This is a genomic window from Kitasatospora sp. NPDC057542, from assembly GCF_042801945.1.
GTDB lineage: Bacteria > Actinomycetota > Actinomycetes > Streptomycetales > Streptomycetaceae > Kitasatospora.
On the sequence record NZ_JBHVFE010000004.1, the window covers coordinates 1 to 25,694 of the forward strand.

The window sequence follows — 25,694 nt, forward strand, 5'->3', positions numbered from 1 at the left end:
GGCCGGGACCGTCACCACGGTCCCGGCCGCCGCTCGGCCGTTGTGCGGGAGCTACACCCGCGCGTCGGTGGCCAGGGCCTCGGCCACCGGGAGGTTGGGCTGCGGGTGGGTCAGCAGGTGCACACCCGCCGCCAGGGCGCCGCCGACCAGCGGGGCGAGCAGGAACAGCCACAGCTGCGACAGCGCCCCGCCGCCCGCGAACAGGGCCGGGCCGAGGCTGCGCGCCGGGTTGACCGAGGTGCCGGTGAGCGGGATGCCGACCAGGTGGACGACCACCAGCGCGATGCCGATCGGCAGCCCGTCGAAGCCGACCGCGGCCAGCCGGTGGGTCACCGCCAGCACGACGTACACCAGCAGGAAGGTGAGGACGACCTCGGTCAGGAACGCACCGCCGGCGTTGATGTGCACCTGGGAGCGGTCGCCCCAGCCGTTGGTGCCGAGCTTGCCGTGGGTCTCCAGCCCCGGTACCTGCTTGGCCAGCAGCAGGACGAGCGCCGCACCCGCGATGCCGCCGAGCAGCTGCGCCACCCAGTACGACACCGCCGTACGCCCGTCGATCCGGCGGGCCAGCAGGAAGCCGAGCGTCACCGCCGGGTTGACGTGGCAGCCGGAGACCGGTCCGAGCGCGTACGCGAGTGCGAGCAGTACGAAGCCGAACGCGAGCGCGATGCCGACCGGGCCGATCGCGTCCCCCGCGAGCACCGCCGCGCCCACCGCCAGCAGCACCAGCAGCAGGGTCCCGAGGAACTCGCCGATCACCGCCCGCCTGTCCGTTCCACCCATGCGCCTGGTCCTCCTGACCGTCAGGGCAGGCGGACCGGTACCGCCCACGTCCGGCCAACCCTGGTCGACCGTTCGGGGGACCGCATGTCGGCCGAACGGCCCACCGCCGTGTTCACGGCGCGTCCGCCTGCCGAATTACTCCGAACGGCTGAAACCGTACGAAAATGGCGAGCCCAATGCAAAACGTAGGTAAAACGGGCAGACGGGGACAGGGCGGGCGCCGGGCGGCTATCGGACCGTCAGCACGATCTTCCCGCGCAGGTGCCCGTCCTCACTGACCCGCTGCGCCTCGGCCGCCTCGGCCAGCGGGAACACCCGGTGCAGCGGCAGCCGCAGGGTGCCCGCCTCGTGCAGGGCCAGCGCGGCCGCGTAGGCGCGCTGGTGATAGGAGTCGACACCCTCGGCTCCGCCGTTGAAGCGGACGCCGTGCTCCTGCGCGCCCTGGATGTCGGCGATGGTCAGCACCCGGTCCGCGCTGCCCGTCAGCTCGATCGACAGCGGCAGCACCCCGCCCCGCCCGGCCGCGTCCAGCGCCCGGTCAACGCCGCCCGGGGCGGCGGCCCGCACCCGCTCGGCCAGGCCCTCGCCGTACGTCACCGGGATCGCGCCCAGCTCCCGCAGGTAGGCGTGGTTCGGCTCGCTCGCGGTGCCGACCACGGTGATCCCGCGCGCCCGGGCGAACTGGAGCAGCAGGGTGCCCACCCCGCCGGCGGCGCCGTGCACCAGCAGTGTCTCGCCCGGCCGCACGCCGAGGACGTCGAGGACCCGCTCGGAGGTCTCGGCGGCCGTCGGGAGCGCGGCGGCCTCCTCCCAGCCCAGCGTGGCGGGCTTGTGGGCCAGCACCGCCGCGTCGACCAGCGCGTGCTCGGCGTAGGCGCCGCCCATCATGCTGCCGAACACCTCGTCGCCGGGCGCGAAGCCGCTCACCTCCGCGCCGACGGCCTCGACCGTGCCGGACACCTCGACGCCCGGCACGTAGGGGAAGACGACCGGGAACAGCGCGGCCAGCTCGCCGGTGCGCAGCCTGCGGTCCACCGGGTTGACACCCACCGCGCGGACCGCGACCAGCACCTGGCCGGGCCCGGGAGCGGGCAGTTCGATGTCGGTCGGGCGCAGCACGTCCGCGCCGCCGAACTCGGAGAAGGCGATCGCCTTGGTCATGGAAGATCCTTCGGTTTCAGGGGAGTTGGTTCGCTCCGACGCCTTCCATCCTGCGACCGGGACGGTGGCTGCCCGGCCGGTCCTTCGGACGGTTCCACCTGTCCGAACGGCCAGGTGGGAACGGCGGCACCCGAACTAGGCTGGACCTCATGGACCACACGAGGGGCGCGGCGGCTACAACGGCGGGTACGGGCGGCGCGGACGGGACCTGGCGCGACCACTGGGGCCGCCCCGAGGACGCGCTGGCACGGGCCGTCGAAGTGCTGCGCGCTCCCCGGCCGGACGTCCTGCGGCGACTGTCCGAGGTGCTCGGCACCCTCGTCCCGCACGCGGCGCTCGCACAGCTCAGTGGCGTCTGTACGTTCAGCCCCACGCACAGCTACGGCCCGCCCGAGCTCACCGGCGCCATCAGCGCGCTGGACCTGTCCCGGCTGGCCGAACGCACGGCCGGGACCACCTCGGCCGGCCGTCCCTGGCAGGGCGAGGCCGAGCTCGCCGGACGGTCCCGGCCGGTGGTGGTCGTCGCAACCACGCCGGGCAACGACAGCGGCGCCGTCCTGGTCCTCGTCCGGACGGGCACCGAACCGGTGGCACCCGGGGCGCTCGCCGTCCTGCAACAGCTGTGGGACCTGGTGATCGCCCACTCCGACCACCGCGCCACCGACGCCGCCCCCACCCAGACGGCCGCCTCCCGCGCCTCCGCCAACGCCCGGGCCCGGGCCATCGCCGAGTTCACCGGCACCCACAGCGCGGCGCTCACCGCGATCCTGGCACCGCTGCGCGCGCCCGGCCTGGACGACGCCACGGCCCGCCGCAGCGCCACCGAGCTGGCCGTCACCGCCCTGCTCGACCTGCGCCAGGGCGCCGAACTGGACCGCACCCTCAGCGAGGAGCCCGCCGACGCCGCCTTCGCCCGGCTGGTGCGCGAGCTGCGCCCGCTGCTGCGGCACACCCGGGTCCACCTCGACGCCGCACCCCCGGCGGAGGCCGGCCGGTCCGTCCCGGCGGACGCCGCGCACACCGCACGCGACGCCGTCCGGGTCGCCGTGCTGCTGATGCTGGAACAGGAGAAGCCGACCCGGCTGCACGTGAGCTGGCAGCTCACGACGGACGGCCTGCTGCGCGCCGTGGTGCGCGGCGACGGCCTCGGCCTGCTCACTGCCGACGCCCTCGCCGTCCACCGCACCGCCGACCGCATCACCGCCCTCGGCGGACACCACGGCGTCGAGGCCGTCCCGGGCTGGGGCACCACGGTGACCGTCGACCTCCCGCTCGCCCTGCCCGAGCCCGTCCTCGCCACCGACCCGCTGGACGGCCTCCAGCCGCGCGAGCTGGAGGTCCTCGACCAGCTGGCGCGCGGCCGCCGCAACCGGGACATCGCGGCGGCGCTGCACATCAGCGAGTCGACGGTGAAGTTCCACGTGGCCAACATCCTCGCCAAACTCGATGTCTCCTCGCGCGGCGAGGCCGCCGCCCTGGCCCACCGCGCCGGACTGCCACGCGGGCCCGTCGGGCTGCACGCGGCATCCTGAACATCCCCCCCGAGAGAAAGAGACCATGACCGAACCCGCCACCTGGGACCCGACCACCCCCGGCATCCTGCGCCTGCCCTCCGGCCGCCTGCTGCGCGGTCGCGGCCTCAGCCGACCCCTGCCGCCCGGACCCCAACCGACCTTCGGCCTCTACCTGTTGGGCCGCCCGCCGCACGTCGACTGGCCGAGCCGCTGGGTGCGCTGGCCCGACTTCCGCCTCCCCGCCGACCGCGCGGACGCCGCCGACGCCTTCCGCGAGGCCTGGGAACGCTCCGCCACCGAACGCGTCGAACTCGCCTGCGCCGGCGGGCGAGGGCGCACGGGCACCGCGCTCGCCCGCATCGCCGTCCTGGACGGCGTCCCGGCCGCCGAGGCGGTGGACTACGTGCGGGAGCACTACAGCCGGCACGCGGTCGAAACGCCGTGGCAGCGCAAGTTCGTGGAGCGGCCGGCCTAGGCCGGGTGGGGAGCGCCCCAGAGACTTCGACGGCCGATCGGATCACCGGCGGAACGGTCAACGGTGACGCGCACCAGGCCGGAACGGGCCGAAGCCGGGCTCGGCGCCGTCGCGCACCTCACCACCGGCCCTTGAACTCCGTCAGAGGTCCCAGCTGCGGCCCGCCGCCCACGTCTCCAGCGGCTGCCAGTCGATGTCGGGGTGCTCGGCGTGCAGGGCTCCGGTGTCGATGGTGAGCCCGGGCTCCCGGAAGTAGCGGAACATCGTGGCGAGGTCCTCGGAGTACCCTGCCGCGACCGACAGCGACACCTCCTCGAAGCGGATCGGCCGACCGCTCGCCGCACCGATGGCGGCGGCGATCTGCTCGCCGGTGCGCCACTGCGAGGCGATGTCGATGCGCCGGCCCGCGTACGCCCCGGGCCGGGCGAGGACGTGGGCGGCGAAGGCGCCGATGGTGTCGGCGGCGATCACGGGAAGCGGGACGCCGGGCGGCATGGGGAGGTGGAAGACGCCCTCGCGGAGGGACTTGAGGGTCCAGTCGTTGGCGTAGTTCTCCATGAAGGCGGCCGGGCCGAGGACGGTCCAGGGCAGGCCGAGGCCGGCCAGGTGCCGCTCGATGCGGTGCTTGCTGTCGAAGTGCGGGATGCCGGTGGAGCGGTCGGCGTTGGCGGCGGAGGCGTAGACGACGTGCCGGACGGTGGCGGCGGCCCGGGCGGCGTCCAGCAGGGCGATGCCCTGGCGGACTTCGGCGTCGAGGTCGGTCCCGAACGGGGTGGACATGGCGAACAGCGCGCCGGCGCCGTCGAGTGCCGCGACGAGGGAGGCCGGGTCGTCGAAGTCGGCGCGGACCACCTCGGCGCCGAGTGCGGCGAGTTCGGCGGCTGCGGGCGAGCCGGGGTTGCGGGTGAGGGCGCGGACGGGCCGGCCGGCGCGCAGCAGGGCGCGGGCCGTGGCGCCGCCCTGGGCTCCGGTGGCACCGGTGACGGCAACGGGAAGAGGAGACTCGGTTATCTGCGTCATGCAGACAACATAGAGAGCGATCTCTGCGCGACGCAAACAATTATCGAGCAGCCGGTTACCCTTCCCCCATGACGACGACCCGCGACGAACTGATGGCCCGGCTGTGGCCGGTCTCGCGCCGCTACCTGGCCTCGTACGTGCTGTTCAACCAGGCCGTCGCCGACCACCTGGGCATGCACCCGACCGACGTCCAGTGCCTCAACCTGCTCACCCTGGAGGACGGGCCGGTCACCACCGGCCGGATCGCCGAGCTCACCGGGCTCACCAGCGGCTCGGCCACCCGGCTGGTCGACCGGCTGGAGAAGGCCGGGCTGGTCACCCGGCAGCGGGACGAGGCGGACCGGCGGCGGGTGCTGGTCGCGGTCCTCCCCGAGGCGCTGGAGCGCTTCGGGGCGGTGTGGCGCGAGCTGTCCACCGACTGGGCGGCCGTCTTCGCCGAGGACAGCGAGGAGGAACTCGCCTTCCTGCTGCGGCACATGAACCGCACCGTCGAGCTCGGCCACCGTCAGGTGGCCCGTCTGGCGGCCATGGAACCGGGCAGAGCGGACACCTCGGGCGGGCCGGGCGGCTCCTGAGGCCGGTCAGGCCGACGGCGGCGCAGGCAGGGTGCCGAGCGCGAGTACGCCGGCGCGGCTGCCCTGGTAGACGGTCCCGCCGGCGGCCGCCAGCGGGCAGCTCAGCCCGCCGTACTGGGTGGACGCCCAGAGCTCGGCGCCGGTCGCCGGGTCCGGCCCGGCGACGATCGTAGAGACCATCGCCATCCGGAAGAAGATCAGGCACGGCCCCGGCCGCCGACACTACGTCTTGCGCAGCTCCGGCGCCGGCACCCCGATCAGCAGCCGCCGCACCGCGTCCCAGGCCGCGCGCAGGGCGGCCGCGACGGCCCGGGTGTCGGAGCCGAGCAGCCGCAGCCAGGCGCCGCTGTCCTGCGGCAGGACACTGACCCCGTACAGCAGCTCGCCGTGGCGCCGGCCGCGGCCGGCCACCGCCTCGTGCAGGACGTCCGCGATCCGGCCCGCCGGGGCGGGGCTGAGGACGTACAGGCTGGACATCACGTCGTGCCCGGCCAGCACCGCCGGCCCGGTGACCCCGCCGCCCCCGGTCGCCGAGGGCTCCAGCCGGACGGTGTCCAGTGCCACCAACTCGCCGTCCGGGCGCCGCACTTCGAGGTCGGACGCGAACACCCGGTAGGCGTTGCGCTCACCCCGGGCGAGCCGACCGGCCAGGACGGTCTCGCCGGCCAGCACCGTCGCGTCCGGGTCGACGGTGAGGACGGTCCGCTGGTAGAGGCGCGAGTCGACGAAGGGGATCACCGGCTCGGGCAGGTACTCGACGTAGGCGCGCGGGCCGGCCGTCAGGTTGACCAGCTGCGTCGCGTAGTCGTGCTCCATCCGGTAGACCTTGGTGGCCGCCTGGGTGGTCAGGTGGACGGCCGTGTCGGCGCCGCAGTGCAGGTCGGTGCGGAGCCGGTCGGCCTGGAGGATCCCGCCGCCGGTGGACATCAGAAAGGTGACGGCGAGGTCGGGGCGGGCCGGGTCGAAGTACAGCGGGCGCATGATCTGCAACGGCGACTTCTGGTAGTGGCCGGTGAGTTCGGTGCGCCCGGCGATCCGCTCGAAGGCCAGCTCCAGCAGCCCGACCTTGCCGGGACGACCGACCGCGAGGGTGTCGGGCGTCCCGGCGTGGCGCCGGACCTCGTACGGGACGCGGGCCGGCTCGTAGTGCCGGGGGTCGAGCCGGGGCACCGCCGCAACCGAAGCGGCCGACGGGACTGTCACGCCGGGACCTTGCGGAAGGTCTCCAGGAAAGCCGCGATCTCCTCCAGCCCCTCCCCCGTCAGGCAGTTGGTGAGCACCACCGGACCGCCCTCGCGCACCCGGCGGGCGTCGGACTCCATCACCCCGAGGTCGGCGCGGACGTACTGGGCGATGTCGATCTTGTTGATGACCAGCAGGTCCGACTCGGTGATGCCCGGGCCGCGCTTGCGGGGCATCTTCTCGCCCTCGGCGGTGTCGAGGACGAAGAGGAAGAGGTCGACCAGCACCGGGCTGAAGGTCAGCGTGAGGTTGTCGCCGCCGGACTCGAACAGCAGGGTGTCGACGTCCGGGAAGCGCTCCAGCATCTCGGCACCGGCCGCGAGGTTCATCGTCGGGTCGTCGCGGACGGCGGTGTGCGGGCAGGCGCCGGTCTCCACGCCGACCACCCGCTCGGGGTCCAGCACCCCGGCCAGGGTGCGCCGCACGTGCTGGGCGTCCTCCTGGGTGTAGATGTCGTTGGTGATGACCGCCGGGCGGTGGCCGCGGGCGATCAGCACCGGGACGAGCGCCTCGATCAGCGCCGTCTTTCCGGAGCCCACCGGCCCGCCGATGCCCACGCGGAGCACGTTCTCGGTCAACTCTCCTCCTCTGGTCGTACATTGTGCGGAACAACAATTCAGCTCATGAACAGCCGGGCCTCCGCCCGTTCGTGCCGCCCGGACATGGCGTCCGCGACCGGCACGCAGCCGCCGAGGTCCGCCAAGTCCCGTTCCAGGGCGGCGGAGACGACCTCCCGGATCACCGGGGAGGCCGCCCGCAGCACCACCTGCGCCTTGCGGTGGTCGGTCAGCCGCAGCCGAAGCGCGGCGCCGACGAAGCTGGTGCAGAACGCGAACAGGTCGCTGGTGACGGCCTGTTCGACCGGAACGCCGGCCGAGGCGTACGCCACCCCGGCCGCCACCGCCTGGCAGCCGGGGGCCCGCTTCTGCGCGACCAGCGCGGCGTACCGCTCCAGCGCCTCGCCGCCCACCGACTCCCCGGCGATGTCCAGGAGTTGGCGCCCGGTCCGGGTGGCGGCCAGGCGCAGCTCGCGGTTGAGCCTGGTGGCGTGCAGCCGCTGGTCGGTCTCGGCGAGCAGTTCCCAGTCGCCCGCCGTGGCCGCCCGGTGGGCCAGGACCAGCGCCGTGGCGTCGGACGGTCCGACGCCGTGCCGCAGCAGGTCGGCGAGCAGCCCGGGCAGGGTGTCCGGCGTGACGGCCTTGGCCTGGGCGTAGCCCTCCAGCCCGTGCGAGAGGGTGTAGAAGCCGCTGGGGAAGGCCGAGTCGGTCAGCTGGAGGCAGACCAGCAGGGCGTCCAGTCCGGTGTCGGCGGTGCCGGCGGCATCAGCGGCATCGCCGGCGCCGGGGTCGACAACGCTCACGCGAGGTAGAACAGGTGGTTGAGCGGCAGCTCGCGGGCCGGCTCGATGGTGGCGGGCTCGCCGTCCAGGGTGACCTTGTACGTCTCCGGGTCGACCGCGATCTTCGGCAGCGCGTCGTTGCGCACCATGTGCTGCTTGCCGATCGAACGGCACCGCCGCACCGGCAACACCCTGCTCTCCAGACCGAGTTCGGCCGGAACGCCGAGGTCCACCGCGGCCTGCGACATGAAGGACACCCGGGTGGCCTGCCTGGCCCGCCCGTACTGGCCGAACATCGGCCGGTAGTAGACCGGCTGCGGGGTGGGCAGCGAGGCGTTCGGGTCGCCCATCAGCGCCCAGTTGATCACGCCGCCCTTGATGACCATCTTCGGCTTGGCGGCGAAGGAGTTGATCGGCCAGAGCACGATGTCCGCGAGCTTGCCGGGCTCCAGCGATCCGATGTGGTCGGCGGTACCGGAGGCGATGGCGGGGTTGATGGTGAGCTTGGCGAGGTAGCGCAGGACGCGGACGTTGTCGTTGCGCTCGCTGTCGCCGGCCAGCTTGCCGCGCTGCTCCTTGCAGTGGTGGGCGGTCTGGAAGGCGCGGGTGAAGGACTCCCCGATCCGCCCCATCGCCTGGGAGTCGGAGGAGAAGATCGAGATGACGCCCTCGTCGTGCAGCACGGTCTCGGCGGCGATGGTCTCGGCGCGGACCCGGGAGTCGGCGAAGGAGACGTCCTCGGGGATGTTGTGGCTGAGGTGGTGGCAGACCATCACCATGTCCAGCAGCTCGTCCACCGAGTTGACGGTGTAGGGCAGCGTCGGGTTGGTGGAGGACGGCAGCACGTTGGGCTCGCCGGCGATCCGCATGATGTCGGGGGCGTGGCCGCCGCCCGCACCCTCGGTGTGGAAGGTGTGGATGGTGCGGCCGTCGATCGCGGACAGGGTGTCCTCGAAGTAGCCGGACTCGTTGAGGGTGTCGGTGTGGATCGCCACCTGCACGTCGTACTCGTCGGCGACGCTCAGCGCGCTGTCGATCGCGGCCGGGGTGCTGCCCCAGTCCTCGTGCACCTTGAGTCCGCACACGCCCGCCTCGACCTGCTCGCGCAGCGCGCCGGGCAGCGAGCCGTTGCCCTTGCCCAGCAGGCCGACGTTGACCGGCAGGTCCTCCACCGCCTGGTACATCCGGTGGATGTTCCACGGGCCGGGGGTGCAGGTGGTGCCGTTGGTGCCGTCGGACGGGCCGGTGCCGCCGCCGATCAGGGTGGTGATGCCGTTGCTCAGCGCCTCCTGCACCTGCTGCGGGGCGATGAAGTGGATGTGGGTGTCGATGCCGCCGGCGGTGGCGATCAGGTGCTCGCCGGAGATCACCTCGGTGCCGGGGCCGATCACCAGCCGCGGGTGCACGCCGCTCTGGGTGTGCGGGTTGCCGGCCTTGCCGACGGCGACGATGAAGCCGTCCTTGACGCCGATGTCGCCCTTGACCACGCCGAGCACCGGGTCCAGCACCACCACGTTGGTGATCACCAGGTCGAGCGCGCCCTGCACGGAGGTCGCGGCCGGGTCCTGGGCCATCCCGTCGCGGATGCCCTTGCCGCCCCCGTAGACGGCCTCGTCGCCGTAGTGGCCCTGGTTGTGGTCCTGTTCGACCTCGACCACGAGGTTGGTGTCGGCGAGGTGGAAGCGGTCGCCGACGGTGGGGCCGAAGAGGTCGGTGTACTGCTTGCGGGAGAGCATGGCCATCAGCGGTCGCCTTCCTGGTGGAGCTCCGGGTGGAAGTCCCGTGGCCGGTCTTCCTTGCGGTCGAGGTTGGTGCCCTTGAAGCCGCGGGCGATGGCCCGGTCGACGGCGCGGGCGCGGGTGTCGGGGGCGGTGATGCCGCCGTCCACGAGGCTGGCGAAGCCGACCAGGCGGCGGTGGCCGCCGAACTCGGCGAGCGTGACGTCCTTGGTGTCGCCCGGCTCGAACCGGACGGCGGTGCCGGCCGGGATGTCCAGGTGCTTGCCGAAGGCGGCGTTGCGGTCGAAGTCGAGAGCGCGGTTGGCCTCGAAGAAGTGGTAGTGGGAACCGACCTGGATCGCCCGGTCGCCGGTGTTGCTGACCGTGACGGTGGCCTTGGCGCGGCCGGCGTTGATCTCCACCGGGTCGTCGCCGTACAGGTATGCGGCGCTACCGGACATGGCTGGTCTTCCTCTCTGCCGGGTCAGTGGGGGCTGTGTGCGTGGGGGGTGTGTGCGTGTTCGCGGGTGTGGCCGTGGCGGTGCCGGTGGCCCTGCTCGCCCGGCCCGTGGCTGTGGCCCTGCTCGCCCGGCCCGTGGCTGTGTGTGTAGCCGTGCCCGTGCTCGGCGTCGAGGCCGGCCAGGATGCCGTCCTCCCCGTGCCCGAGCAGGTGCAGCGCCGCCGCCGTCCGGGCCGCGACCACCCCGGCGACGGCGGACGGCCGCAGCAGCGGGCCGCCGTCCCGTACGCCGGGCAGCGCGGTGCGCAGGGCCGGCCCGAAGGAGGCCGGAACGGCCGTCACCTCGCGGGCGCCGAACAGTCGGCAGCGCTCGGCGCCCTCGGCCGGGTCGGGGTCGCCGCCCTCGAAGGCGACCTCGACCCACCGGTGCCGTCCGTACTGGCGGGCGAGGCGGGCGATCCGGAACAGCTCGGCGTCCTCGAACGGGCCGGCCGCCGGGGCGGTGACCAGCACCGCGCCGTCGGGGGCGGTGCCGGCGGCGGCGCGCAACCAGCCGATCAGGTGGTCGGCGGCGCCGAAGGGCGCGGTCAGTGCGAGCCGTCCGCGGGCCTCCCCGGCCGCCAGCCAGCGCAGCGCCCGAGCGGTGTCGGCGACCAGTCCGGGGTCGCGGCCGAGCGTCATCGGTACGACGCACACCGGCCCGTCGCCCGCCGCGGCGAGCGCCGACCGCACGGCCTCGGCGAGCGGACGGCCTGCGGGGACGGCCGCGCGCACGGCGGGCTCGCGGGCCACCAGAGCGGCGAGGTCCCGGCCGCCGGCGCTCTCGTGCCCGCCGGCCAGCACCACGGCGACGGCCTGAGGCTGAGTCATCGCTCAGGCACCGACCGGGTCGTGGCAGGAGACCAGCTTGGTCCCGTCCACGAACGCCGCCTCGACCTGGAGCAGCGGGAGCATCTCGCGCACGCCCGGCATGACGTCCTCGCCGCCGACGACCTGCTTGCCGATCTCCATGCACTCGGCGACGGTTCGGCCGTCCCGGGCACCCTCCATGATCGCCTCGCTGATCAGCGCGCAGGCCTCGCTGTAGTTCAGCTTGACGCCGCGGTCGCGGCGTTTGCGGGCCAGGTCGGCGACGACGTAGATGTACAGCTTGTCCATCTCACGCGGCGAGAGATTCACGGGTACCACTCTTCCTTTCCGGGAATCCGATGGATGAAATGCAGGAGGTGTCCGACGTGCGGGAAATCCGGGGGCGCCGGATGTGGATTCAGGCCCGGCGCAGGCGGGGGACGGCCGGCACCGCCGCCAGGAACAGCAGGGTGGTCAGCACGAACGGCCAGGTGAAGGCGTGGCCGCCGAAGGGCGCGGAGACGGCGCCGAGCGCGGGGGTCAGCACGGTCGCGGCCGCCGCGCCGACCAGGGCGTAGGCCGCGCTCCAGCCGTCGGGCGCCAGGAACACCCCGCACAGCGCGAGGGCGACCAGCACGCCGCTGTACCCGAGCAGGCCCTGCCCGACCGCCTCCCCGGGAGCGCCGAACACCCAGGCCGTGAGCAGCCCGGTGGCGCTTCCCGCACAGGCCGTCAGGCCCGCGAGGCGGCTCGCCGCGAACAGCCCGGCCAGGAACAGCAGGCCGACGTACCACTGCGGCATGAAGAAGATCTGACCGATGTTCGCGAAGAACCCGTGCCAGAGCTGTTCCCAGCTCAGCCCGGTCGGACCGTCGGCCGGGACGGGCAGGGCGGCGGGTGCGCCCGCGCCGTGCCACAGCCGCCGGAAGCCCGGGGCGGCCACCGTGACGGCCGTCGCGACCAGGCAGAACGGCGCGGTCAGCGCGGGCAGCCGCCAGGTGGCGAGCAGCGCCCCGACGCCCGCCGCGACCACCACGGCCACGGCGGCCCCGAGGACCGCCACCGCGACCGTCGCCGGGTGCCCGGCACCCAGGAAGACGGCGCAACCCAGCGCCACCAGGCACCCGTTGTACCCGTGCAGCCCCGCGCCGACGGCCTCCCGGTCGAGCCCGAGCCCGTACGCGACGGCGGTGGCGACGGCGCTGCCGAGCAGTCCGTAGAGGCCGTACCGCCAGCCGGCCGCGAACAGTGCGGCCACGAAGGAGAGCCCGCAGACGACGGACGGCATGAAATCGACTTGTGCGACGCCGCGCAGGACTTCCGCGGCCCACCTGCCGGATATCGGACGAGTCGCCACCGAGGCGCTCTCCCCACCCTTTTGCCAACCCATGCTGCGCACCAATTTCCGGTACGGCCGGCCTGCCCGAAAGTCGGCCCCGGCGATTCCTCCGGAACCGTACTCCTACAAATTGCGAAGTCCAGCGGGAGCGGACTGTTACGCCAAATCCACGAAGGGTGACCATCGGGCCACTGAGCTGCAACAATCTGTTGAAGTCGGCGCCGCCCGGGTTCGTTGCGGGGAGAAATCCTTTGCGAAGTTTTACCGACGGTTGACGTCGGCCGCGCCGGGGCCCGCGCTCACTCCGCCCGGATCGGATGCCGGGCCAGGAACCGCTCACACGAGGCCAGTTCGAGCTCCGGCACCGCCCGCTCCGCGAGCGCCGCCGTGTGCCGCGCCACCCACGCACTGATCGGCCGGCGGGCCCGCGCCACCAGCCCCGGCCCCAGCTTGTGCCGGCCGCCACCGTGCCCCAGCAGCACCAACGGCCGCCCGCCGAGGGCCGATCCGTCCGGCTGCCAGAGCACACCGGGCACGCCGTCGAGGGTGAAGCGGCGCTGCGTCACGCCGTCCGCGCTGGATTCCGAGGTGAAGTGCACCCCGCCATCATGGCTCCCGACGCGCGTTGGAGTCCCGGCTTCCCCGTTGTCGGCGGAACGGGTGTCCGGCCCGTTGTCAGACCGGCCCGGCAGAGTGCCGATCATGTTCAACGGACTGCACGACATCGACTGGACGCAGCTGCACCACGCGTACGGAACGGCCGAGGAGGTACCGGAACTGCTCGCGGCCCTGGCTTCCACGGACGAGGAGGAGCGGGGCAAGGCACTCGGCCGCTACTACAGCGCCCTCTTCCACCAGGGCAGCGTCTACCCCGCCACCACGGCCAGCCTGCCGTTCCTGTTCGAGCTGCTGGACGACCCGGCCACGCCCGGGCGGGCCGCGATCGTCGAGCTGCTGGCCGGCATCGGCCACGAGTCGGCGGCGTGCGAGGACCACGGGTACACCGACGCGGACTACTCCGACGCGCTGGCCCTCCTGCGCCGACGGAGCGACGTCTTCGTGCGGTTCGCCACCGACGACACCGGGAGCCGACTGCTGCGGCAGGCGGCGATCCCGGCTCTCGGGCTGCTCGTCGAGGACACCGTCCGGGCCGCGGCGGTGCTGCGCGAGCGGCTGCCCGCCGAGCCCGGAGTGGTCGAACGGCTGCTGCTGGTCGAGGCCATGGCGACACTGGCCCTGCGCCGTACCGAAGCGGCGCCGGACGCGGCGGCGTGGCTCACCGCCCTGGCCGGGGACGCCACCCTGGACCCCACGATCCGGCTCGCCGCGCTCGTCCACCGGGCCCGCTGCACCGAGCCGGACCCACAGGACGTCCCGGCCGCCATCGACCTGCTGCGGCAGGAGCCTGCGCCGGCCGGCGAGTGGTGGGCCTCCCCCACCCCGGCCGGGCCCAAGCCCCCGATCGAACCGGGCAGCGCACCCGGGTACGTCATCGCCGCGTTCGCGGAGCTGGACCGGCACGCCGCGGTCCACTCGCCGACCACCGGGCTGCTGCGCGACTTCCACGAAGTCCTGGACTCCCGGGTGCCCGAGCGCACCGCACTGCTCGCCGAACAGCTGTGCAGCCCCGACCCCGGGTCCCGCCTCGACGCGCTGCGGATGACCGCCGAACTCGTCAAGTCCTGGCGCGGCGACCACGGTTCGCTGATCGCGCTGGCCGCCGGACGGCTCGCCGACCCCCACCCCGAGGTGGTCGCCGAGGCCGCCGCCGTCCTCAACGCCTGCCATGTGGTCGCCGGACCCGCCCGCGAGGCCCTCGCCGCCCTCGTCGCGGCGCAGCGCGCCGAGGGCGGGCCCCAGGTGTGGGCCTCGCCCGAGCCGCACCGGCGCCGGGCGCACCAGGAGGCCGTCCTGGCGCTGGCGCAGCTCGGCGACGAACGGGCGCTGCCGGGCCTGCTGACGGCGCTGGACGCGGGGGACGACGCCTGGCGCGCCGTCCAGGTGGCTCGCCATCTTCCTGCTGCTACAGGCGAGTTGGCGCCCCGGCTGGCCGGGATGCTGCGGGGGTTCGACCTGTCCCGGGAGTGGATCGAGATGGAGGTGCGGTCGGTCGTGGGTGCCCTGGGGGTGCTCGGCGACGCGGCGGTGCTCCCGTCCCTCACGGAGGCCCTCGACGCGGCCGTCCGGGAAGGACAGTGGGGCATCGCCGAATCCGCGCTCCAGGCCCTGCAACGACTCGGCCCGGCGGCCGCCCCCGCGTTGCCACGGATCCGCGCCCTGGCACACGGACCGGAGGCCAGGGTCCGCCCCGTCGCCCTCGGCGCGCTCCGGGCGGTCGAGGGCGACGCGGAAGAGGTCCTGCCGCCACTGCTCGAACTGCTCGGCACCGACAGCCCCTTCGGACTGTTCACGGTCGTGGACCTCCTCGGCGAGATCGGCCCGGCAGCGACGGCCGCCCTGCCCCGGCTGCGTGAACTGCTCGCCAACGACTACGACTGGGTTCGCGTCCACTGCGCCACCGCGCTCTGGGACATCGGCGGCGCCCCCGAGATCCCGGCGGTCCTCGACGCGCTCCTCCCGGCCTGGGAGAACAACTCCTCCACCGGCGGCCACGTCGCGGCCTGCCTGGAGCGGATGGGCGCCGCCGCCGCACCGGCCGTCCCGCTGCTGCGCGCACAGCTCGAACTGCCACAGCGGGGAGGCCGGTTCGGGAGCATCGAGGAGGACGAGAAGCTTCAGCGCCAGTGCCGCACGCTCCTCGCCCGCCTCGACCCGGACGGTCAGTCGCCGGCGGCGGAGGGCGCCAGGCAGAACGGGTGACCCTGCGGGTCGAGCAGGACCACCCACTGCCCCTCCCCCGGCTGGAACGCGGGCCGGGTGGCCCCGAGGGCCAGCAACTCCCCGACGGCTCCCGGAAGATCGGCGACGGCGAAGTCGAGGTGCAGCCGCGCGCCGCCTTCCGGCCAGCCCGGCGCACGGTGGCCGTCCACCCGGACGAAGGCCAGCCCGGGCGCGGCGCCGGCCGGGGCGAGGGAGGCGAAGTCCTCGTCGCTGTGGGTGAGTTCCCACCCGGTGGCCTTCTGGTAGAAGGCGGCGAGCGCGAGCGGGTCGGCGCTGTCGAGGACGATCGTGGCGGGCTGGTTCAGCACGGACATGGTGCGGGCTCCTGCGGTTGCGGGTGAATGCGGGTGCTGTTGCTGTGCACAGCCTGCCGCCGGCCCGCCGTGCCGGTCTTGAACATCCTTGCAGGGGGCCGTCGGACCGACCCGGGTGTCAGACCCCGCCCGTACCCTGCCGACCGTGCTCACCGCCGAACCCGTCGCCACCCGGCCCGACTTCGACATCAGCGCGGTCGCCTGCGGCAGCGATCACGCCCGCTGGTCCCCGCCGGAGGTCCACCGTGGCCACCGCATGGTGCTGGTCCGGCACGGCCGCTTCCGCCGTCGCGCCGCCGGGGTGGCCGCCGACCTCGACCCGAACCTCGGCTACCTCGGCACACCGGGCGAGGAGGAGAGCTTCGCCCACCCCAGCGGCGGCGACCGGTGCACCTCGATCAGTGTGACGCCCGCGCTCTGGCGTTCCCTCGCCGGCGATGACCCCGGGCCGGGCGCCGCAACGCTCTACGTCGATCCCGGACTCGGCCTCGCCCACCGCCGCCTCCTCGCCACCGCCCGCTCCGGGGACGTCGACTACGCCGTCACGGAGCAGCTGCTGGGACTGCTGGCCACCGCCGTCACCCGTACGGCCCTCGGGCCGACACCCGCGGCGGCCCGCCCGTCCGCCGCCCGCGACCGCGCCCTGGTCGCAGCGGCCCGCGAGGCGATCGCCGAGGACCACCCGGCCTCCCGCACCCTGCTGTCCCTCGCCGAGCTCCTGGGCGTCTCCCCGTACCGCCTGAGCCGCGCCTTCCCCCGCGAACTCGGCGTCTCACTCACCCACCACCGCCACCACGTCCGCATCACCCGCGCTCTCGACCGCCTCGAAGCCGGCGAACCCAGCCTCGCCACCCTCGCCACCGACCTCGGCTACGCCGACCAGGCCCACCTCACCCGCACCCTCCGCCACCACCTCGGCCACACCCCCACAGCCCTCCGCCACCTGCTGAAACCAGCCGCGGAGTGAAAGGTCGGCCGGGCCGACTTCCCACTCCGGCCGGGTCCAGCGGGGCTCCGGTGGGTGGGCGGGCCGGGGGTGCTACTGCGCGGCCGGGGCGGGCTCGCGGAGGAAGGCGAGCAGCAGGTCGGTGGTGTCGGCCGGGCGTTCCAGGCTGGGGAGGTGGCCCGCCCAGGGGAGTTCCTGGTGGCGGGCATCGGGGAGGACGGCGGGGAGGGTCGCGGCGATGTCGCGGAAGTCCGGGAAGTCGTGGGCGCCGGACACGGCCAGCGTGGGGGCGGTGATCCGGCCGAGGTCGACGTCCTCGCGGTCGGAGCCGAACGTCGCCTCCATCTGGACGTCGAAGGCGTGGCGCTGCATCCGGCGGACGTCCGCGCGGGCCTGCTCGTCGGCCTCCGGGCCGAGCCAGGACTCGACGTTCAGCTCGACGGCCGCGTCGATCTCCCCGGCCTCGATCAGCTCGTCCTCCCGGCCGCCGAAGGCGCGCAGGGTGTCGCTGGGCTGGTGTCCGGGCATGCCCGCGCCGAGCAGCGCCAGCTTGGTGACCGCCGCGGGGCGCAGCGCGGCCGCCGTCAGGGCGATCCGGCCGCCGTAGGACGCGCCGACCAGGGCGGCGGTCTCGATGCCCAGGTGGTCGAGGAGTGCCAGGACGTCCCCGGTGTCGCTGTACGGGCCGTCCGCGAGCGGCGTGTCGCCGAAGCCGCGGAAGTCGCAGCGGACCACCCGATACCCGGCGTCGATCAGCGGCTGCCACTGCGCGTCCCACATCCGCCGGTCGCACACCGAGGAGTGCAGCAGCACCACGGCGGGCCCACTGCCCGCTACGTCATGAGAAATGATCACCCGGCGGATGGTAGTGCCCGCGCCGTCGCTCCCGGGCAATGTGAAGCCGCCACAGCCACCGGTAAGCGCTTGCGGCCGCCCCCGGGCTCTGGACGGGTGAAGGAGGTGCTCGGAAGTGCTCATGAGAGAAGCGAAGAGCGATCAGGACGACGGGTTCCAGGCGTTCATCGTCGCGGCCTGGCCACGCCTGGTGCGGACGGCGTACCTGCTGGCCGGCGAGCAGTACGCGGCCGAGGACCTGGTGCAGTCCGCTGCCGAGAAGGCCTGCGCGGCCTGGCCGAAGGTGCGCCGGGCCGACGATCCGTACGCCTACGTGCGGCGGATCCTGGTCAACCAGCACGCCCGCCGCTGGCGCCGCCGGGCGCCGGAGCTGCTGGTGGAGACGGTGCCGGACGCACCGGGGGTGGAGGACGGCTTCGCCCGCTCCGACCAGCGAGGGGCCCTGCTGGCCGCGCTGGCCACCCTGCCGCCGCGCCAGCGCGAGGCGGTGGTGATGCGGCACTGGGAGGACCTGAGCGACAGCCAGACGGCGGCCGCCATGGGGTGTTCGGTGGGCGCGGTGCGCAGCCACGCGGCGAAGGGCATCGCACGGCTGCGGCAGGTCACGGCGCTGGTGGAGCTCAAGGAAACGACACGGATCGGAGGAGTGGCATGAACCGGGAGCCGGACGGAGTGGGTGCGGGCGTGGACGACGGCAAGGACCTGTGGGTGGGGCTCGGCCTGGCCGAGGCGGCGGCCGGCGCGCGGATCGGCCCGGCCCCGGTGGCGGACATCGTGGCGGGCGGCCGCCGGCTGCGGCACCGCCGCCGGACGGTGGTCGGCGCCGTGGCACTGACCTCGGTGGTGGCCCTGACCGGCGGGGTACTGGCGCAGCTGCGCCCGAACCCGGTTCCCGCCCACGGGATCGGCCCGGCGGGCACCGGCGCCGTGCTCGCCCCGGCGACCGCCCCCGCGACGAGCGCGACCCCCGCGGTGCGAGACCCGCTCACCCCGGTCCGGGTGCTGCTGGGCCAGGACCGGACCCCGGACGGCAAGCAGTGGCAGCTGTGGGAGTCGCTGTGGCCCGAGGCCCCGCAGGAGCGGGCGTTCGAGCAGGCGACGGCGGTGTGGGAGGAGCGCAGCCGGTACGACCCGGCGGTCCCCAGGCCGACGGAGGACTTCGTTCGGCAGTACTGGCAGCCCGACTCCGATGTCGTCAACGTCTATTTCACGGTGGACGGGGTGCGGCTCGGCCATGACTCCGAGGGCACCCAGGCGGCCCCGGGCAAGGTGGACCCGCGCAGCAGGACGAGCTTCGGCGGCGGCATGGTCGGCCACCGGGGCAAGGACGACACCGTGGCCCCGCTCGACGTGGTGCTGCTCTCGCTCGGCCCGGACGTCGGCCGGGTGGTGGTGACCTGGGCGGACGGCTCCACCACCGAGCCGCCGTTCGTCACCGTGGCCGACTCCCCCGTCCGCGCGATGGTGGTGGCCCGCCCGGGGACCCTGCGGGCGAAGTCCTGGCAGTTCTTCGACAGGGACGGCAACAAGCTCCCGGACGCCGGCTCCAAGTTCCTGACCGAACCGGCCTCATGAGGGAAACGGCCTCCTGAGGAACCGGCCCGTGGCTGGCTGGAGCGGTGACGGCTGACGGGGTTCCGGCGAGGCAGGCGGCAGGGCGGGCTGGGACTGGTACTGCTCGCCTGGACGGTCTTCGAGGCGGTGAAGCACACCGGTGCGACGGTCCCCCTCGCGGTGGTGGGGTTCCTGGTCCCCTTCGTGGCGAAGCTCGCGCCGGGCAACGTGCTCGCCCGGCACCTCGTGCTCGGCCCCTGGGCGCCGCTGGCGGTCGACGCGGTCTGCGTCGCCGTCCCCGGCCCGCCGGAGGACACCGCCGCACCGTTCACCTTCGGGCCGGCCTGGTTGACGCACCTCGCCCTGCGGCGTGCCCGGGGTACGGCGGCCGGCTAGGAGGCCTGCTCCTCCACGCCGAGCGGGTGGCGTTCGGCCACCATCGCGGCCATCGTCCGCAGGTCCGTGAAGTAGGAGGCGCCGTACTCGTCCTCGATCAGGGGCAGGGCCTCGTCCAGCACGGCGAGGTACTCGCGGAGGGCGGCCACCTGCCCTACCAGCGGTTTGCGGAGTGGGAAGTCGGCCCCGTCGACTTCCCACTCCTCGCCCACCGCTCAGCCCAGCAGCAGCTTCGCGGCCACCGCTACGCCGTCCGAGCGGATGCCGGCGGCGAGGGCGGCGGCGCGCTCACGGGTGGCGGGGGCGAGGGCGTGACGGAGGGCGGCGGTGAGGGTTTCGGTGGTCGGGGTCGGGCCGTCGTGGGCGACGCCGATGCCCAGTTCCGCCGCCCGCGCGGCCCAGTACGGCTGGTCCACCATCTGCGGGACCAGCACCTGGGGCGTGCCGGCCCGGGCGGCCGTGGTGGTGGTGCCCGCGCCGCCGTGGTGGACGACGGCGGCGACCTTCGGGAACAGTGCCTGCTGATTGACCTCGCCGACCACGAAGCAGTCCTCGGCCCCGTCCACCTCGGCGAGTCGGGCCCAGCCGCGGCCGAGCAGCACCCGCCGGCCCTGCGCCCGGACGGCCTCGACGGCGGTCCGGGCGGCGTCCGCCGGGTCGCGCAGCGGCATGCTGCCGAAGCCGACGTACACCGGTGCGTCGCCGGCCGCCAGGAAGGCCGACAGGTCGGCGGGCAGCGGGCGTTCGTCCGGCAGGATCCACGCGCCGGTCTGCACCACCTCGGGCCAGACCCCGCCGTCCCCCTCGGAGCCGGGCCATGGGTCGAGCAGCGGGTCGGTGGCCAGCCACGGCCGTCCGGTGAGGACGTGGTCCCGGACGTTGTCGACCTGCGGCAGCCCGACCGCCGCCCGGTGGGTGTTGACCGCTTCGCCGAACAGGGCGTTCATCGTCCCGATGTTGAGCTCCCACAGCTCCCGGGGGGCGGTCACCTCCGGCGGGTACGGCCGCATCGGGTACTCGAACGGCCGGTGGTGCGGGGAGGGCAGCATGGTCGGCTGGAGGGCGACGCACGCGAAGCGGGCGCCCAGTTGCTCGGCCGCCGCCTGTGCGCCGGCCACCGCCGGGAACAGGCCGGTGGCCACCACCGCGCCGCCCGGCTCGGCCGCTCCGAGCACCGCCGCGTGGAACTGCTCGACCAGCCGGGCGGCGCGCTTGGGGAGGTCCGAGGGTGCCGGGGGCGGCCCGCTGACCAGTGAGCGCACCGACTGCCCGACCGGCACCGGCTCCACTCCGGCCTCGGCCAGCCGCGCCGAGGACTCGTCGTCCGGCGGCGCGCACACCCGTACCTCGGCGCCCAGTTCCTTCAGCCGCAACGCCAGCGCGGCCATCGGCTCGACGTCCCCGCGCGACCCGTACGTCGACAACACCACTCGCACTTCGTGACTCCCCGTTCGTGCAGACTGCGTCCCTGAGCCGGTGATTCTGCGGCATCACCGGGGCCTTGCCGCAAGGCCCCCCGTGCGCTATACGTTGAGAGTGGCGAGGAGTGGTGACACCTCCGCAGACGCCGCCGCAACGCCGACACGGCACTTCACAGCACCGAACTCCCCTTGACCGCCCGGCCCTTCCGGCCTTCCCCAGCGCGCCGGGCACCCGGAATTCCCCGGCCGGGCGCCGCACCACCTGCCAGACTCTCCCCCATGCGCGCGATCATCGAGGACATGGCCGGCCAACTCACCCGCGTGCCGGGCGTGGTGGGGGTGATGCTCGGCGGGAGCCGGGCGCGGGGCGAGGAGCGGCCGGAGTCGGACTGGGACCTCGGGGTGTACTACCGGGGCGGCCTCGACCTCGACGCGCTGCGGGCGCTCGCCGGGCCGGAGGTCGAGGTGGCCGGCCCGGGCGGCTGGGGCCCGTGGGTGAACGGCGGGGCGTGGCTGCGGGTCGACGGTGTCGCCGTGGACTGGATCCTGCGGGACCTCGACCGGGTCGGGCAGGTGTGGGCGGACTGCCGGGAGGGCCGCTACGAGGTGGGGACGCAGGCCGGCCACCCGCTCGGCTTCTGGTCGCCCTGCTACCCGGGCGAGGTCGCCCTCGGGCAGCCGCTGGCCGACCCCACCGGGGAGTTGGCGCGGCTCAAGGAGCAGACCGCCGACTACCCGGAGCCGCTGCGCGGGGCCCTCACCGCGGCCGCCTGGGAGGCCGGCTTCCTGCTCGACACCGCCGCGAAGAGCGCCGCCCGCGCCGACGCCCTGCACGTCTCGCTCTGCCTGTCCCGCGCCGTCGGCATCCTGGTCCAGGCCCTGTACGCCCATCACCGCCGCTGGTGCCTCAACGAGAAGGGCGCCCTGGCCGCCGCTGAGCAACTGCCCGACACCCCACCGGACTTCGGCCCGCGCGTGCGCGGCCTGCTCGCCGCGCCCGGCGGGTCTGCGGCCGAGCTGACGGCCACCGTCGCCCGGGCGCGGGAGCTGACCCGGGAGACCGTGGCCGCGTTGAACCGCTGAGCCGGCCCGAGGTGGGGCGGGGCCCCTGCGGTGCCCGGTGGCGCGGTGCGGGGGTGGTCAGTCCCGGTACCAGGAAGCGGTGAGTTCGTGGTCGGGTTCGGCCGTCACCGCGACGGCCGCCGCCCTCAGTTCCTGCTCCCATGTCTGCTGCGTCCCGGGCGCCCAGCCGTCAAGGCAGTCCGGGCAGCAGAGCTGGTCGACCACCTCCACGAGCCGCTCTCCCGCCGCGGTCGCGTTCGAGCCGCCCAGGTGCCAGAGCCTGACGACGGCCTCCCCCGGCGTGATCTCCCCCGACGTCAGCCGGGCCGCCGTGCGGTGCAGCACGCAGCGCCGGACGAGGTCGTCGTCCGGCACCGGCAGGCCGAGCTCGGCCATCGCCTGCCACAGCAGCTCCGTCAGCTCGGCCGAGGGCTCGCCACGGCCCCGCCGCCCCGCCAGCTCGCACAGCGCGGGCGACTCCTCGCCGACACCCGCCGCCAGCAGTTCGGCGGCGGCCATCGGCAGTCCCTCGGGGTGGACGAGTCCGGCGGTGTACTGCCAGGCCAGGGTGAAGGCGTCGTTCATGGAGACATCCTGACAAGACGACCGCGGCCGTCGCCACTGGATAAGCCGCCCTGCGGAAAGCCGCAGGGCGCGGCGGTGCGGTTTCCCGCAGGAGGTTCGCCGGAAACCCTCATACCGCCGCTGACCTGCGATTTCTAGCGTGGAGAACAGAGCCGGACGCACCAGCGCCGGCGCCCCGACCACCCTGGAGCCCCGCATGCAGCACACCGTCCTCGCCATCGCCCAGCAGCCCGCCGACGGCTTCGCCGGCTGGGCCGCCGACCTGGTGGACACCATGGGCGGCCCCGGGGCGGGCCTGGCGATCGCGCTGGAGAACCTGTTCCCGCCGCTGCCCAGCGAGGTGATCCTGCCGCTGACGGGCTTCGCCGCAGGGCAGGGCGTGATCAGCCTCGCCTCCGCCCTGACCTGGACCACCCTCGGTTCGGTCGCCGGAGCCGTCGTCCTCTACTGGCTGGGCGCCCTGTTCGGCCGGGAGCGGATGCACGCGATCTGGGCCCGGCTGCCGCTGGTCAAGGCCTCGGACCTGGAGCGCACCGAGGCCTGGTTCGCCCGGCACGGGACGAAGGCGGTGCTGCTGGGCCGGATGGTGCCGATCTTCCGCAGCCTGATCTCCGTGCCGGCCGGGGTCGAGCGGATGCCGCTTCCCGCGTTCGTCATGCTGACCACGATCGGCAGCCTGGTGTGGAACAGCGTGCTGGTGATGGCCGGGTTCCTGCTCGGGGACCGCTGGGACGTGGTGGAGACGTACGTCGGCCTGCTCTCCAAGGCGGTCCTGGTGCTGGTCGTGGTGGCCGTGGCCGGGTACGTCGCGATGCGCTGGCGCGGACGCAACAGCGCCGCCCAGCACCGCCGCGCCCGGTGAGCGGCCCGGCAGACCCCACAACCCCGGCGGGCCCCGTAGCCCCGGCAGGCCCCGTAAGCTCGGACCCCGTGCAGGGGGATGGAGCAGACACCACGTCATGGCCGCGCCGGGCCGCCGGAGTTCTGATCGGCTGCCCGAGCGCCGTCCTCGCCGCGCTGTACCTCCTCCTCGCGGCCGTCGCCCTCGGCCCGTTCCTGCTCTGGCCGCGCACCCGCCCGTACGCGGCGCCGGCCCTGCTGTCCGGGGTACGCCGGCTGGCCGCCGTGGAACGGGCCCGGCGCAGCGCGTTCTTCGGCGACCGCTTCCCCCGCCACTACCGGGCGGACGACCGCAGGCTGCTGCGCTACCTGGTGGTGCGCAGCGGCGGCGGGCTGGTCGCCGGGGTGGTGCTGGGGCTGCTGGTCTTCGGGACGGTGCTGGCCGTGCTGCTGGTCGGCGGGGTGCTGCGCGGCTCGCTCGGCTGGGAGGAGCTGGCGACCCAGGTGCTGCTCGGCGGGGTGCTGCTCTTCCTGGCCGTGCAGGGCCTGTTCTCGCTGGCCGCGTTGGACGCCAGGACCGCCCGGGAGTGCTTCGGACCGTCCGAGGCCGAGCTGCTGCGCCACCGGATCGCCGAACTGGCGGACAGCCGGGCCGCGGTGGTGCAGGCGGTGGACACCGAGCGGCGGCGGATCGAGCGGGACCTGCACGACGGCGTGCAGCAGCGGGTGGTGGCGCTGGCGATGCTGCTCGGCCGGGCGCGGCGCGGCCTGGGCCGCGACCGGGACCCGGAGCGGACGGAGGCGCTGCTGCGCCAGGCCCACAAGGAGGCGCAGGAGGTGCTGACCGAGCTGCGCGAGGTGGCCTGGCGGGCGTACCCGTCGGCGCTGGACACCCTGGGGCTGGAGGAGGCGCTGGGCGGGGTGGCCGAGCGGTGCCCCGTCCCGCTGCGGCTCCGCTACGAGGTGGCCGGCCCGCTGCCCGAACCGGTGCGCACGGCGGCGTACTTCGTGGTGTCGGAGTGCGTCACCAACGCGGCCAAGCACTCCGCCGCCTCGGCGGTCTCGGCCCGGGTCGAGAGGACCGCCACCCTGCTCACGGTACGGGTGGAGGACGACGGCGGTGGTGGCGCGGACCCGTCGGGCAGCGGCCTGACCGGCCTGCGTGGGCGGGTCGCCGCGCTGGACGGTACCCTCCACGTCCACAGCCCCGCCGGGGGCCCCACCGTCATCACCGCGGAGCTGCCATGCGCGTGACCCTCGCCGAGGACTCGACCCTGCTGCGGGAGGGCCTGGTCCGCCTGCTCGTCGAGGAGGGGCACGAGGTGCTGGCCGCGGTGGGCGATGCGACGGCGCTGACGGCGGCGGTGGCCGAACAGCGGCCGGACGTCGTGGTGGTGGACATCCGGATGCCGCCGACCCACACCGACGAGGGGCTGCGGGCAGCGGTGGAGATCCGTGAGCGCTGGCCGGAGGTGGGCGTGCTGGTGCTCTCCCAGCACATCGAACGCGGTTACGCGGCCAGGCTGTTGGACGCGGGCGCGGAGCGGGTCGGCTATCTGCTGAAGGACCGGGTGGCCGAGGTCGAGGAGTTCCTGGACGCCCTGGTGCGGGTCGCGGCGGGCGGCGCGGCGATCGACCCGGAGGTGGTCCGCCGGCTGGTGGTGCGCACCACGCGCACCGATCCGCTGGCCCGGCTCACTCCGCGCGAGCGCAGCGTCCTGGAGGCGCTCGCCGAGGGCTGGACCAACGCCGCCATCGCCCAGCGGCTGCACGTCTCGCTGAGCGCGGTGGAGAAGAACCTCAACGCCGTCTTCGACAAGCTGGACCTGCCCCGCACCACCGACCACAACCGCCGCATCCTGGCCGTCCTGCACTACCTCGGCGCATAGTCCGCCGCCCCGACGGCCCCGGCGTTTCCGACGTCACGGACCCAGACGGGGAAGAATCCGATCACCGACTCCTGTTCGTCCGCCTCGTCCGTCAGCCTGGTCACGCCGGGCTCCTCGTCGGCCAGGAAGTCCGCGACGATCGGCCCGAGGTCCGCCACCGGCTCGTACGCGCCGCGGAACGGCAGGTCGTCCGCGCCGACCGACCCGGTCGAGCACCGCAGCTGCCCGGCCTGGTCGTCGTGCCAGACGTAGAACGTGGCCGGCCCGTCGTGGCCCAGCGCCCGGACCCGTTCCCGGAGCAGGGCGGCGGTCCGTTCGAAGGCGTCCACCACCTCCTCGGTCGTCAGCGCCTGCCGGTCCTCGACCTCGGCGCTCAGCCACCAGGTGTTGGTCTCCCACTCCACCGGGTGGTCGTCCGGCTCCAGCGCGAGCGGCTCGTCGGCCAGCTCGGCGATCCACGTCAACAGCATTGCGGCAGTATCCCCCGGCCGGGGGCAGCGCTCCGACGCCCGGGCC

General features: G+C 74.3%; 31 protein-coding genes. 12 read left to right on the top strand and 19 right to left on the bottom strand.

Going from position 1 to position 25,694, the window contains the following annotated elements; all coding sequences use genetic code 11:
- Nucleotides 1-51: 51 nt before the first annotated feature.
- Entirely contained in the window at nucleotides 52-783 is a 732-nt protein-coding gene (locus ACFU7Y_RS01055; RefSeq protein ID WP_380765865.1) for an MIP family channel protein, read from the bottom strand.
- Between the two features lie 228 nt (nucleotides 784-1,011).
- Nucleotides 1,012-1,944 (bottom strand): NADP-dependent oxidoreductase, encoded by a 933-nt coding sequence (locus ACFU7Y_RS01060; protein ID WP_380765867.1) that lies wholly within the window; start codon nucleotides 1,942-1,944, stop codon nucleotides 1,012-1,014.
- Between the two features lie 149 nt (nucleotides 1,945-2,093).
- Here ACFU7Y_RS01060 and ACFU7Y_RS01065 point away from each other — a divergent pair, with 149 nt between their 5' ends.
- Both ACFU7Y_RS01065 and ACFU7Y_RS01070 read left to right on the top strand, forming a co-directional pair.
- Nucleotides 2,094-3,476, top strand: coding sequence for a response regulator transcription factor (locus tag ACFU7Y_RS01065; RefSeq protein ID WP_308020285.1), 1,383 nt, complete (start codon nucleotides 2,094-2,096; stop codon nucleotides 3,474-3,476).
- A 25-nt stretch (nucleotides 3,477-3,501) separates the two neighbouring features.
- Entirely contained in the window at nucleotides 3,502-3,933 is a 432-nt protein-coding gene (locus ACFU7Y_RS01070; protein ID WP_224283827.1) for a protein phosphatase, read from the top strand.
- Nucleotides 3,934-4,074: 141 nt separating this feature from the next.
- Here the strand turns inward: ACFU7Y_RS01070 and ACFU7Y_RS01075 are convergent, their stop codons facing one another.
- Complete coding sequence (locus tag ACFU7Y_RS01075; protein WP_380765870.1) at nucleotides 4,075-4,953, bottom strand: NmrA/HSCARG family protein; 879 nt, start codon at nucleotides 4,951-4,953, stop codon at nucleotides 4,075-4,077.
- Between the two features lie 68 nt (nucleotides 4,954-5,021).
- On the opposite strand from ACFU7Y_RS01075, the gene ACFU7Y_RS01080 reads away from it, so the two are divergent.
- On the top strand, nucleotides 5,022-5,528 hold the full coding sequence (locus ACFU7Y_RS01080) for a MarR family winged helix-turn-helix transcriptional regulator (RefSeq protein WP_380765872.1): 507 nt from the start codon (nucleotides 5,022-5,024) through the stop codon (nucleotides 5,526-5,528).
- A 6-nt stretch (nucleotides 5,529-5,534) separates the two neighbouring features.
- Here ACFU7Y_RS01080 and ACFU7Y_RS01085 read toward each other — a convergent pair whose 3' ends face one another.
- From ACFU7Y_RS01085 to ACFU7Y_RS01130, 10 genes are all read right to left on the bottom strand, one after another.
- The gene (locus tag ACFU7Y_RS01085) at nucleotides 5,535-5,714 is read right to left on the bottom strand and encodes a hypothetical protein (RefSeq protein WP_380765874.1); all 180 of its coding nucleotides are present in this window, start codon (nucleotides 5,712-5,714) and stop codon (nucleotides 5,535-5,537) included.
- Between the two features lie 36 nt (nucleotides 5,715-5,750).
- Nucleotides 5,751-6,731, bottom strand: coding sequence for an urease accessory protein UreD (locus tag ACFU7Y_RS01090; protein ID WP_380765876.1), 981 nt, complete (start codon nucleotides 6,729-6,731; stop codon nucleotides 5,751-5,753).
- Complete coding sequence (gene ureG, locus ACFU7Y_RS01095; protein WP_224284085.1) at nucleotides 6,728-7,348, bottom strand: urease accessory protein UreG; 621 nt, start codon at nucleotides 7,346-7,348, stop codon at nucleotides 6,728-6,730. Before ureG ends, ACFU7Y_RS01090 begins: the two co-directional genes overlap by 4 nt.
- 38 nt (nucleotides 7,349-7,386) lie before the next feature.
- Complete coding sequence (locus tag ACFU7Y_RS01100) at nucleotides 7,387-8,130, bottom strand: urease accessory protein UreF (RefSeq protein WP_380765878.1); 744 nt, start codon at nucleotides 8,128-8,130, stop codon at nucleotides 7,387-7,389.
- On the bottom strand, nucleotides 8,127-9,851 hold the full coding sequence (gene ureC / locus ACFU7Y_RS01105) for an urease subunit alpha (RefSeq protein WP_224284087.1): 1,725 nt from the start codon (nucleotides 9,849-9,851) through the stop codon (nucleotides 8,127-8,129). Before ureC ends, ACFU7Y_RS01100 begins: the two co-directional genes overlap by 4 nt.
- Nucleotides 9,851-10,288 carry an urease subunit beta gene (locus ACFU7Y_RS01110; RefSeq protein ID WP_224284088.1) on the bottom strand — a complete coding sequence of 146 codons (438 nt, stop codon included), beginning with the start codon at nucleotides 10,286-10,288 and terminating at the stop codon, nucleotides 9,851-9,853. The genes ureC and ACFU7Y_RS01110 overlap by 1 nt, the downstream gene beginning before the upstream one ends.
- Nucleotides 10,289-10,311: 23 nt before the next feature.
- Nucleotides 10,312-11,157, bottom strand: coding sequence for a sirohydrochlorin chelatase (locus tag ACFU7Y_RS01115; protein ID WP_380765881.1), 846 nt, complete (start codon nucleotides 11,155-11,157; stop codon nucleotides 10,312-10,314).
- Between the two features lie 3 nt (nucleotides 11,158-11,160).
- Complete coding sequence (locus tag ACFU7Y_RS01120; RefSeq protein WP_224284926.1) at nucleotides 11,161-11,466, bottom strand: urease subunit gamma; 306 nt, start codon at nucleotides 11,464-11,466, stop codon at nucleotides 11,161-11,163.
- An 88-nt stretch (nucleotides 11,467-11,554) separates the two neighbouring features.
- Nucleotides 11,555-12,526, bottom strand: a complete 972-nt coding sequence (locus ACFU7Y_RS01125; protein ID WP_380765883.1) for an urea transporter — start codon at nucleotides 12,524-12,526, stop codon at nucleotides 11,555-11,557.
- A 248-nt stretch (nucleotides 12,527-12,774) separates the two neighbouring features.
- A complete protein-coding gene (locus ACFU7Y_RS01130; protein WP_380765885.1) occupies nucleotides 12,775-13,074 on the bottom strand; it encodes a hypothetical protein in 300 nt (99 codons plus the stop codon).
- 103 nt (nucleotides 13,075-13,177) lie between these two features.
- Here ACFU7Y_RS01130 and ACFU7Y_RS01135 point away from each other — a divergent pair, with 103 nt between their 5' ends.
- Nucleotides 13,178-15,295: a HEAT repeat domain-containing protein gene (locus ACFU7Y_RS01135; protein WP_380765887.1), complete on the top strand. Its 2,118-nt coding sequence runs from the start codon at nucleotides 13,178-13,180 to the stop codon at nucleotides 15,293-15,295.
- Here the strand turns inward: ACFU7Y_RS01135 and ACFU7Y_RS01140 are convergent.
- Entirely contained in the window at nucleotides 15,256-15,630 is a 375-nt protein-coding gene (locus tag ACFU7Y_RS01140; protein WP_224284719.1) for a VOC family protein, read from the bottom strand. The two genes, ACFU7Y_RS01135 and ACFU7Y_RS01140, sit on opposite strands and share 40 nt — an antisense overlap.
- Before the next feature lie 145 nt (nucleotides 15,631-15,775).
- Between ACFU7Y_RS01140 and ACFU7Y_RS01145 the strand changes: the two genes are divergently transcribed.
- Nucleotides 15,776-16,597, top strand: coding sequence for an AraC family transcriptional regulator (locus ACFU7Y_RS01145; RefSeq protein ID WP_224284720.1), 822 nt, complete (start codon nucleotides 15,776-15,778; stop codon nucleotides 16,595-16,597).
- Between the two features lie 72 nt (nucleotides 16,598-16,669).
- On the opposite strand, the gene ACFU7Y_RS01150 is transcribed toward ACFU7Y_RS01145, so the two are convergent.
- Nucleotides 16,670-17,431 (bottom strand): alpha/beta fold hydrolase, encoded by a 762-nt coding sequence (locus ACFU7Y_RS01150; RefSeq protein WP_224284721.1) that lies wholly within the window; start codon nucleotides 17,429-17,431, stop codon nucleotides 16,670-16,672.
- A 121-nt stretch (nucleotides 17,432-17,552) separates the two neighbouring features.
- Between ACFU7Y_RS01150 and ACFU7Y_RS01155 the strand changes: the two genes are divergently transcribed.
- The 3 genes from ACFU7Y_RS01155 (at nucleotide 17,553) to ACFU7Y_RS01165 (ending at nucleotide 19,381) form a co-directional block, all read left to right on the top strand.
- Entirely contained in the window at nucleotides 17,553-18,086 is a 534-nt protein-coding gene (locus tag ACFU7Y_RS01155; protein ID WP_224284722.1) for a SigE family RNA polymerase sigma factor, read from the top strand.
- Nucleotides 18,083-19,006 (top strand): hypothetical protein, encoded by a 924-nt coding sequence (locus ACFU7Y_RS01160; RefSeq protein ID WP_380765890.1) that lies wholly within the window; start codon nucleotides 18,083-18,085, stop codon nucleotides 19,004-19,006. Before ACFU7Y_RS01155 ends, ACFU7Y_RS01160 begins: the two co-directional genes overlap by 4 nt.
- Before the next feature lie 126 nt (nucleotides 19,007-19,132).
- Entirely contained in the window at nucleotides 19,133-19,381 is a 249-nt protein-coding gene (locus ACFU7Y_RS01165; RefSeq protein ID WP_380765892.1) for a hypothetical protein, read from the top strand.
- Here the strand turns inward: ACFU7Y_RS01165 and ACFU7Y_RS01170 are convergent.
- The gene (locus ACFU7Y_RS01170; RefSeq protein ID WP_224282444.1) at nucleotides 19,378-19,530 is read right to left on the bottom strand and encodes a hypothetical protein; all 153 of its coding nucleotides are present in this window, start codon (nucleotides 19,528-19,530) and stop codon (nucleotides 19,378-19,380) included. The genes ACFU7Y_RS01165 and ACFU7Y_RS01170 overlap by 4 nt on opposite strands.
- A gap of 66 nt (nucleotides 19,531-19,596) precedes the next feature.
- Nucleotides 19,597-20,817, bottom strand: coding sequence for a glycosyltransferase (locus tag ACFU7Y_RS01175; RefSeq protein ID WP_380765893.1), 1,221 nt, complete (start codon nucleotides 20,815-20,817; stop codon nucleotides 19,597-19,599).
- Between the two features lie 264 nt (nucleotides 20,818-21,081).
- On the opposite strand from ACFU7Y_RS01175, the gene ACFU7Y_RS01180 reads away from it, so the two are divergent.
- A complete protein-coding gene (locus tag ACFU7Y_RS01180) occupies nucleotides 21,082-21,885 on the top strand; it encodes a nucleotidyltransferase family protein (protein ID WP_224282446.1) in 804 nt (267 codons plus the stop codon).
- 57 nt (nucleotides 21,886-21,942) lie between these two features.
- Here ACFU7Y_RS01180 and ACFU7Y_RS01185 read toward each other — a convergent pair whose 3' ends face one another.
- Nucleotides 21,943-22,449, bottom strand: coding sequence for a hypothetical protein (locus ACFU7Y_RS01185; protein ID WP_380765895.1), 507 nt, complete (start codon nucleotides 22,447-22,449; stop codon nucleotides 21,943-21,945).
- Between the two features lie 196 nt (nucleotides 22,450-22,645).
- On the opposite strand from ACFU7Y_RS01185, the gene ACFU7Y_RS01190 reads away from it, so the two are divergent.
- The 3 genes from ACFU7Y_RS01190 to ACFU7Y_RS01200 all read left to right on the top strand — a co-directional run bounded on the left by ACFU7Y_RS01190 (nucleotide 22,646) and on the right by ACFU7Y_RS01200 (nucleotide 25,178).
- The gene (locus ACFU7Y_RS01190; protein ID WP_224282453.1) at nucleotides 22,646-23,311 is read left to right on the top strand and encodes a DedA family protein; all 666 of its coding nucleotides are present in this window, start codon (nucleotides 22,646-22,648) and stop codon (nucleotides 23,309-23,311) included.
- A gap of 68 nt (nucleotides 23,312-23,379) precedes the next feature.
- Nucleotides 23,380-24,543: a sensor histidine kinase gene (locus ACFU7Y_RS01195; RefSeq protein WP_224282448.1), complete on the top strand. Its 1,164-nt coding sequence runs from the start codon at nucleotides 23,380-23,382 to the stop codon at nucleotides 24,541-24,543.
- Nucleotides 24,534-25,178, top strand: a complete 645-nt coding sequence (locus ACFU7Y_RS01200) for a response regulator transcription factor (protein ID WP_224282449.1) — start codon at nucleotides 24,534-24,536, stop codon at nucleotides 25,176-25,178. The genes ACFU7Y_RS01195 and ACFU7Y_RS01200 overlap by 10 nt, the downstream gene beginning before the upstream one ends.
- Here the strand turns inward: ACFU7Y_RS01200 and ACFU7Y_RS01205 are convergent.
- Nucleotides 25,163-25,648 (bottom strand): hypothetical protein, encoded by a 486-nt coding sequence (locus ACFU7Y_RS01205; protein ID WP_224282450.1) that lies wholly within the window; start codon nucleotides 25,646-25,648, stop codon nucleotides 25,163-25,165. The genes ACFU7Y_RS01200 and ACFU7Y_RS01205 overlap by 16 nt on opposite strands.
- Nucleotides 25,649-25,694 lie beyond the last annotated feature (46 nt).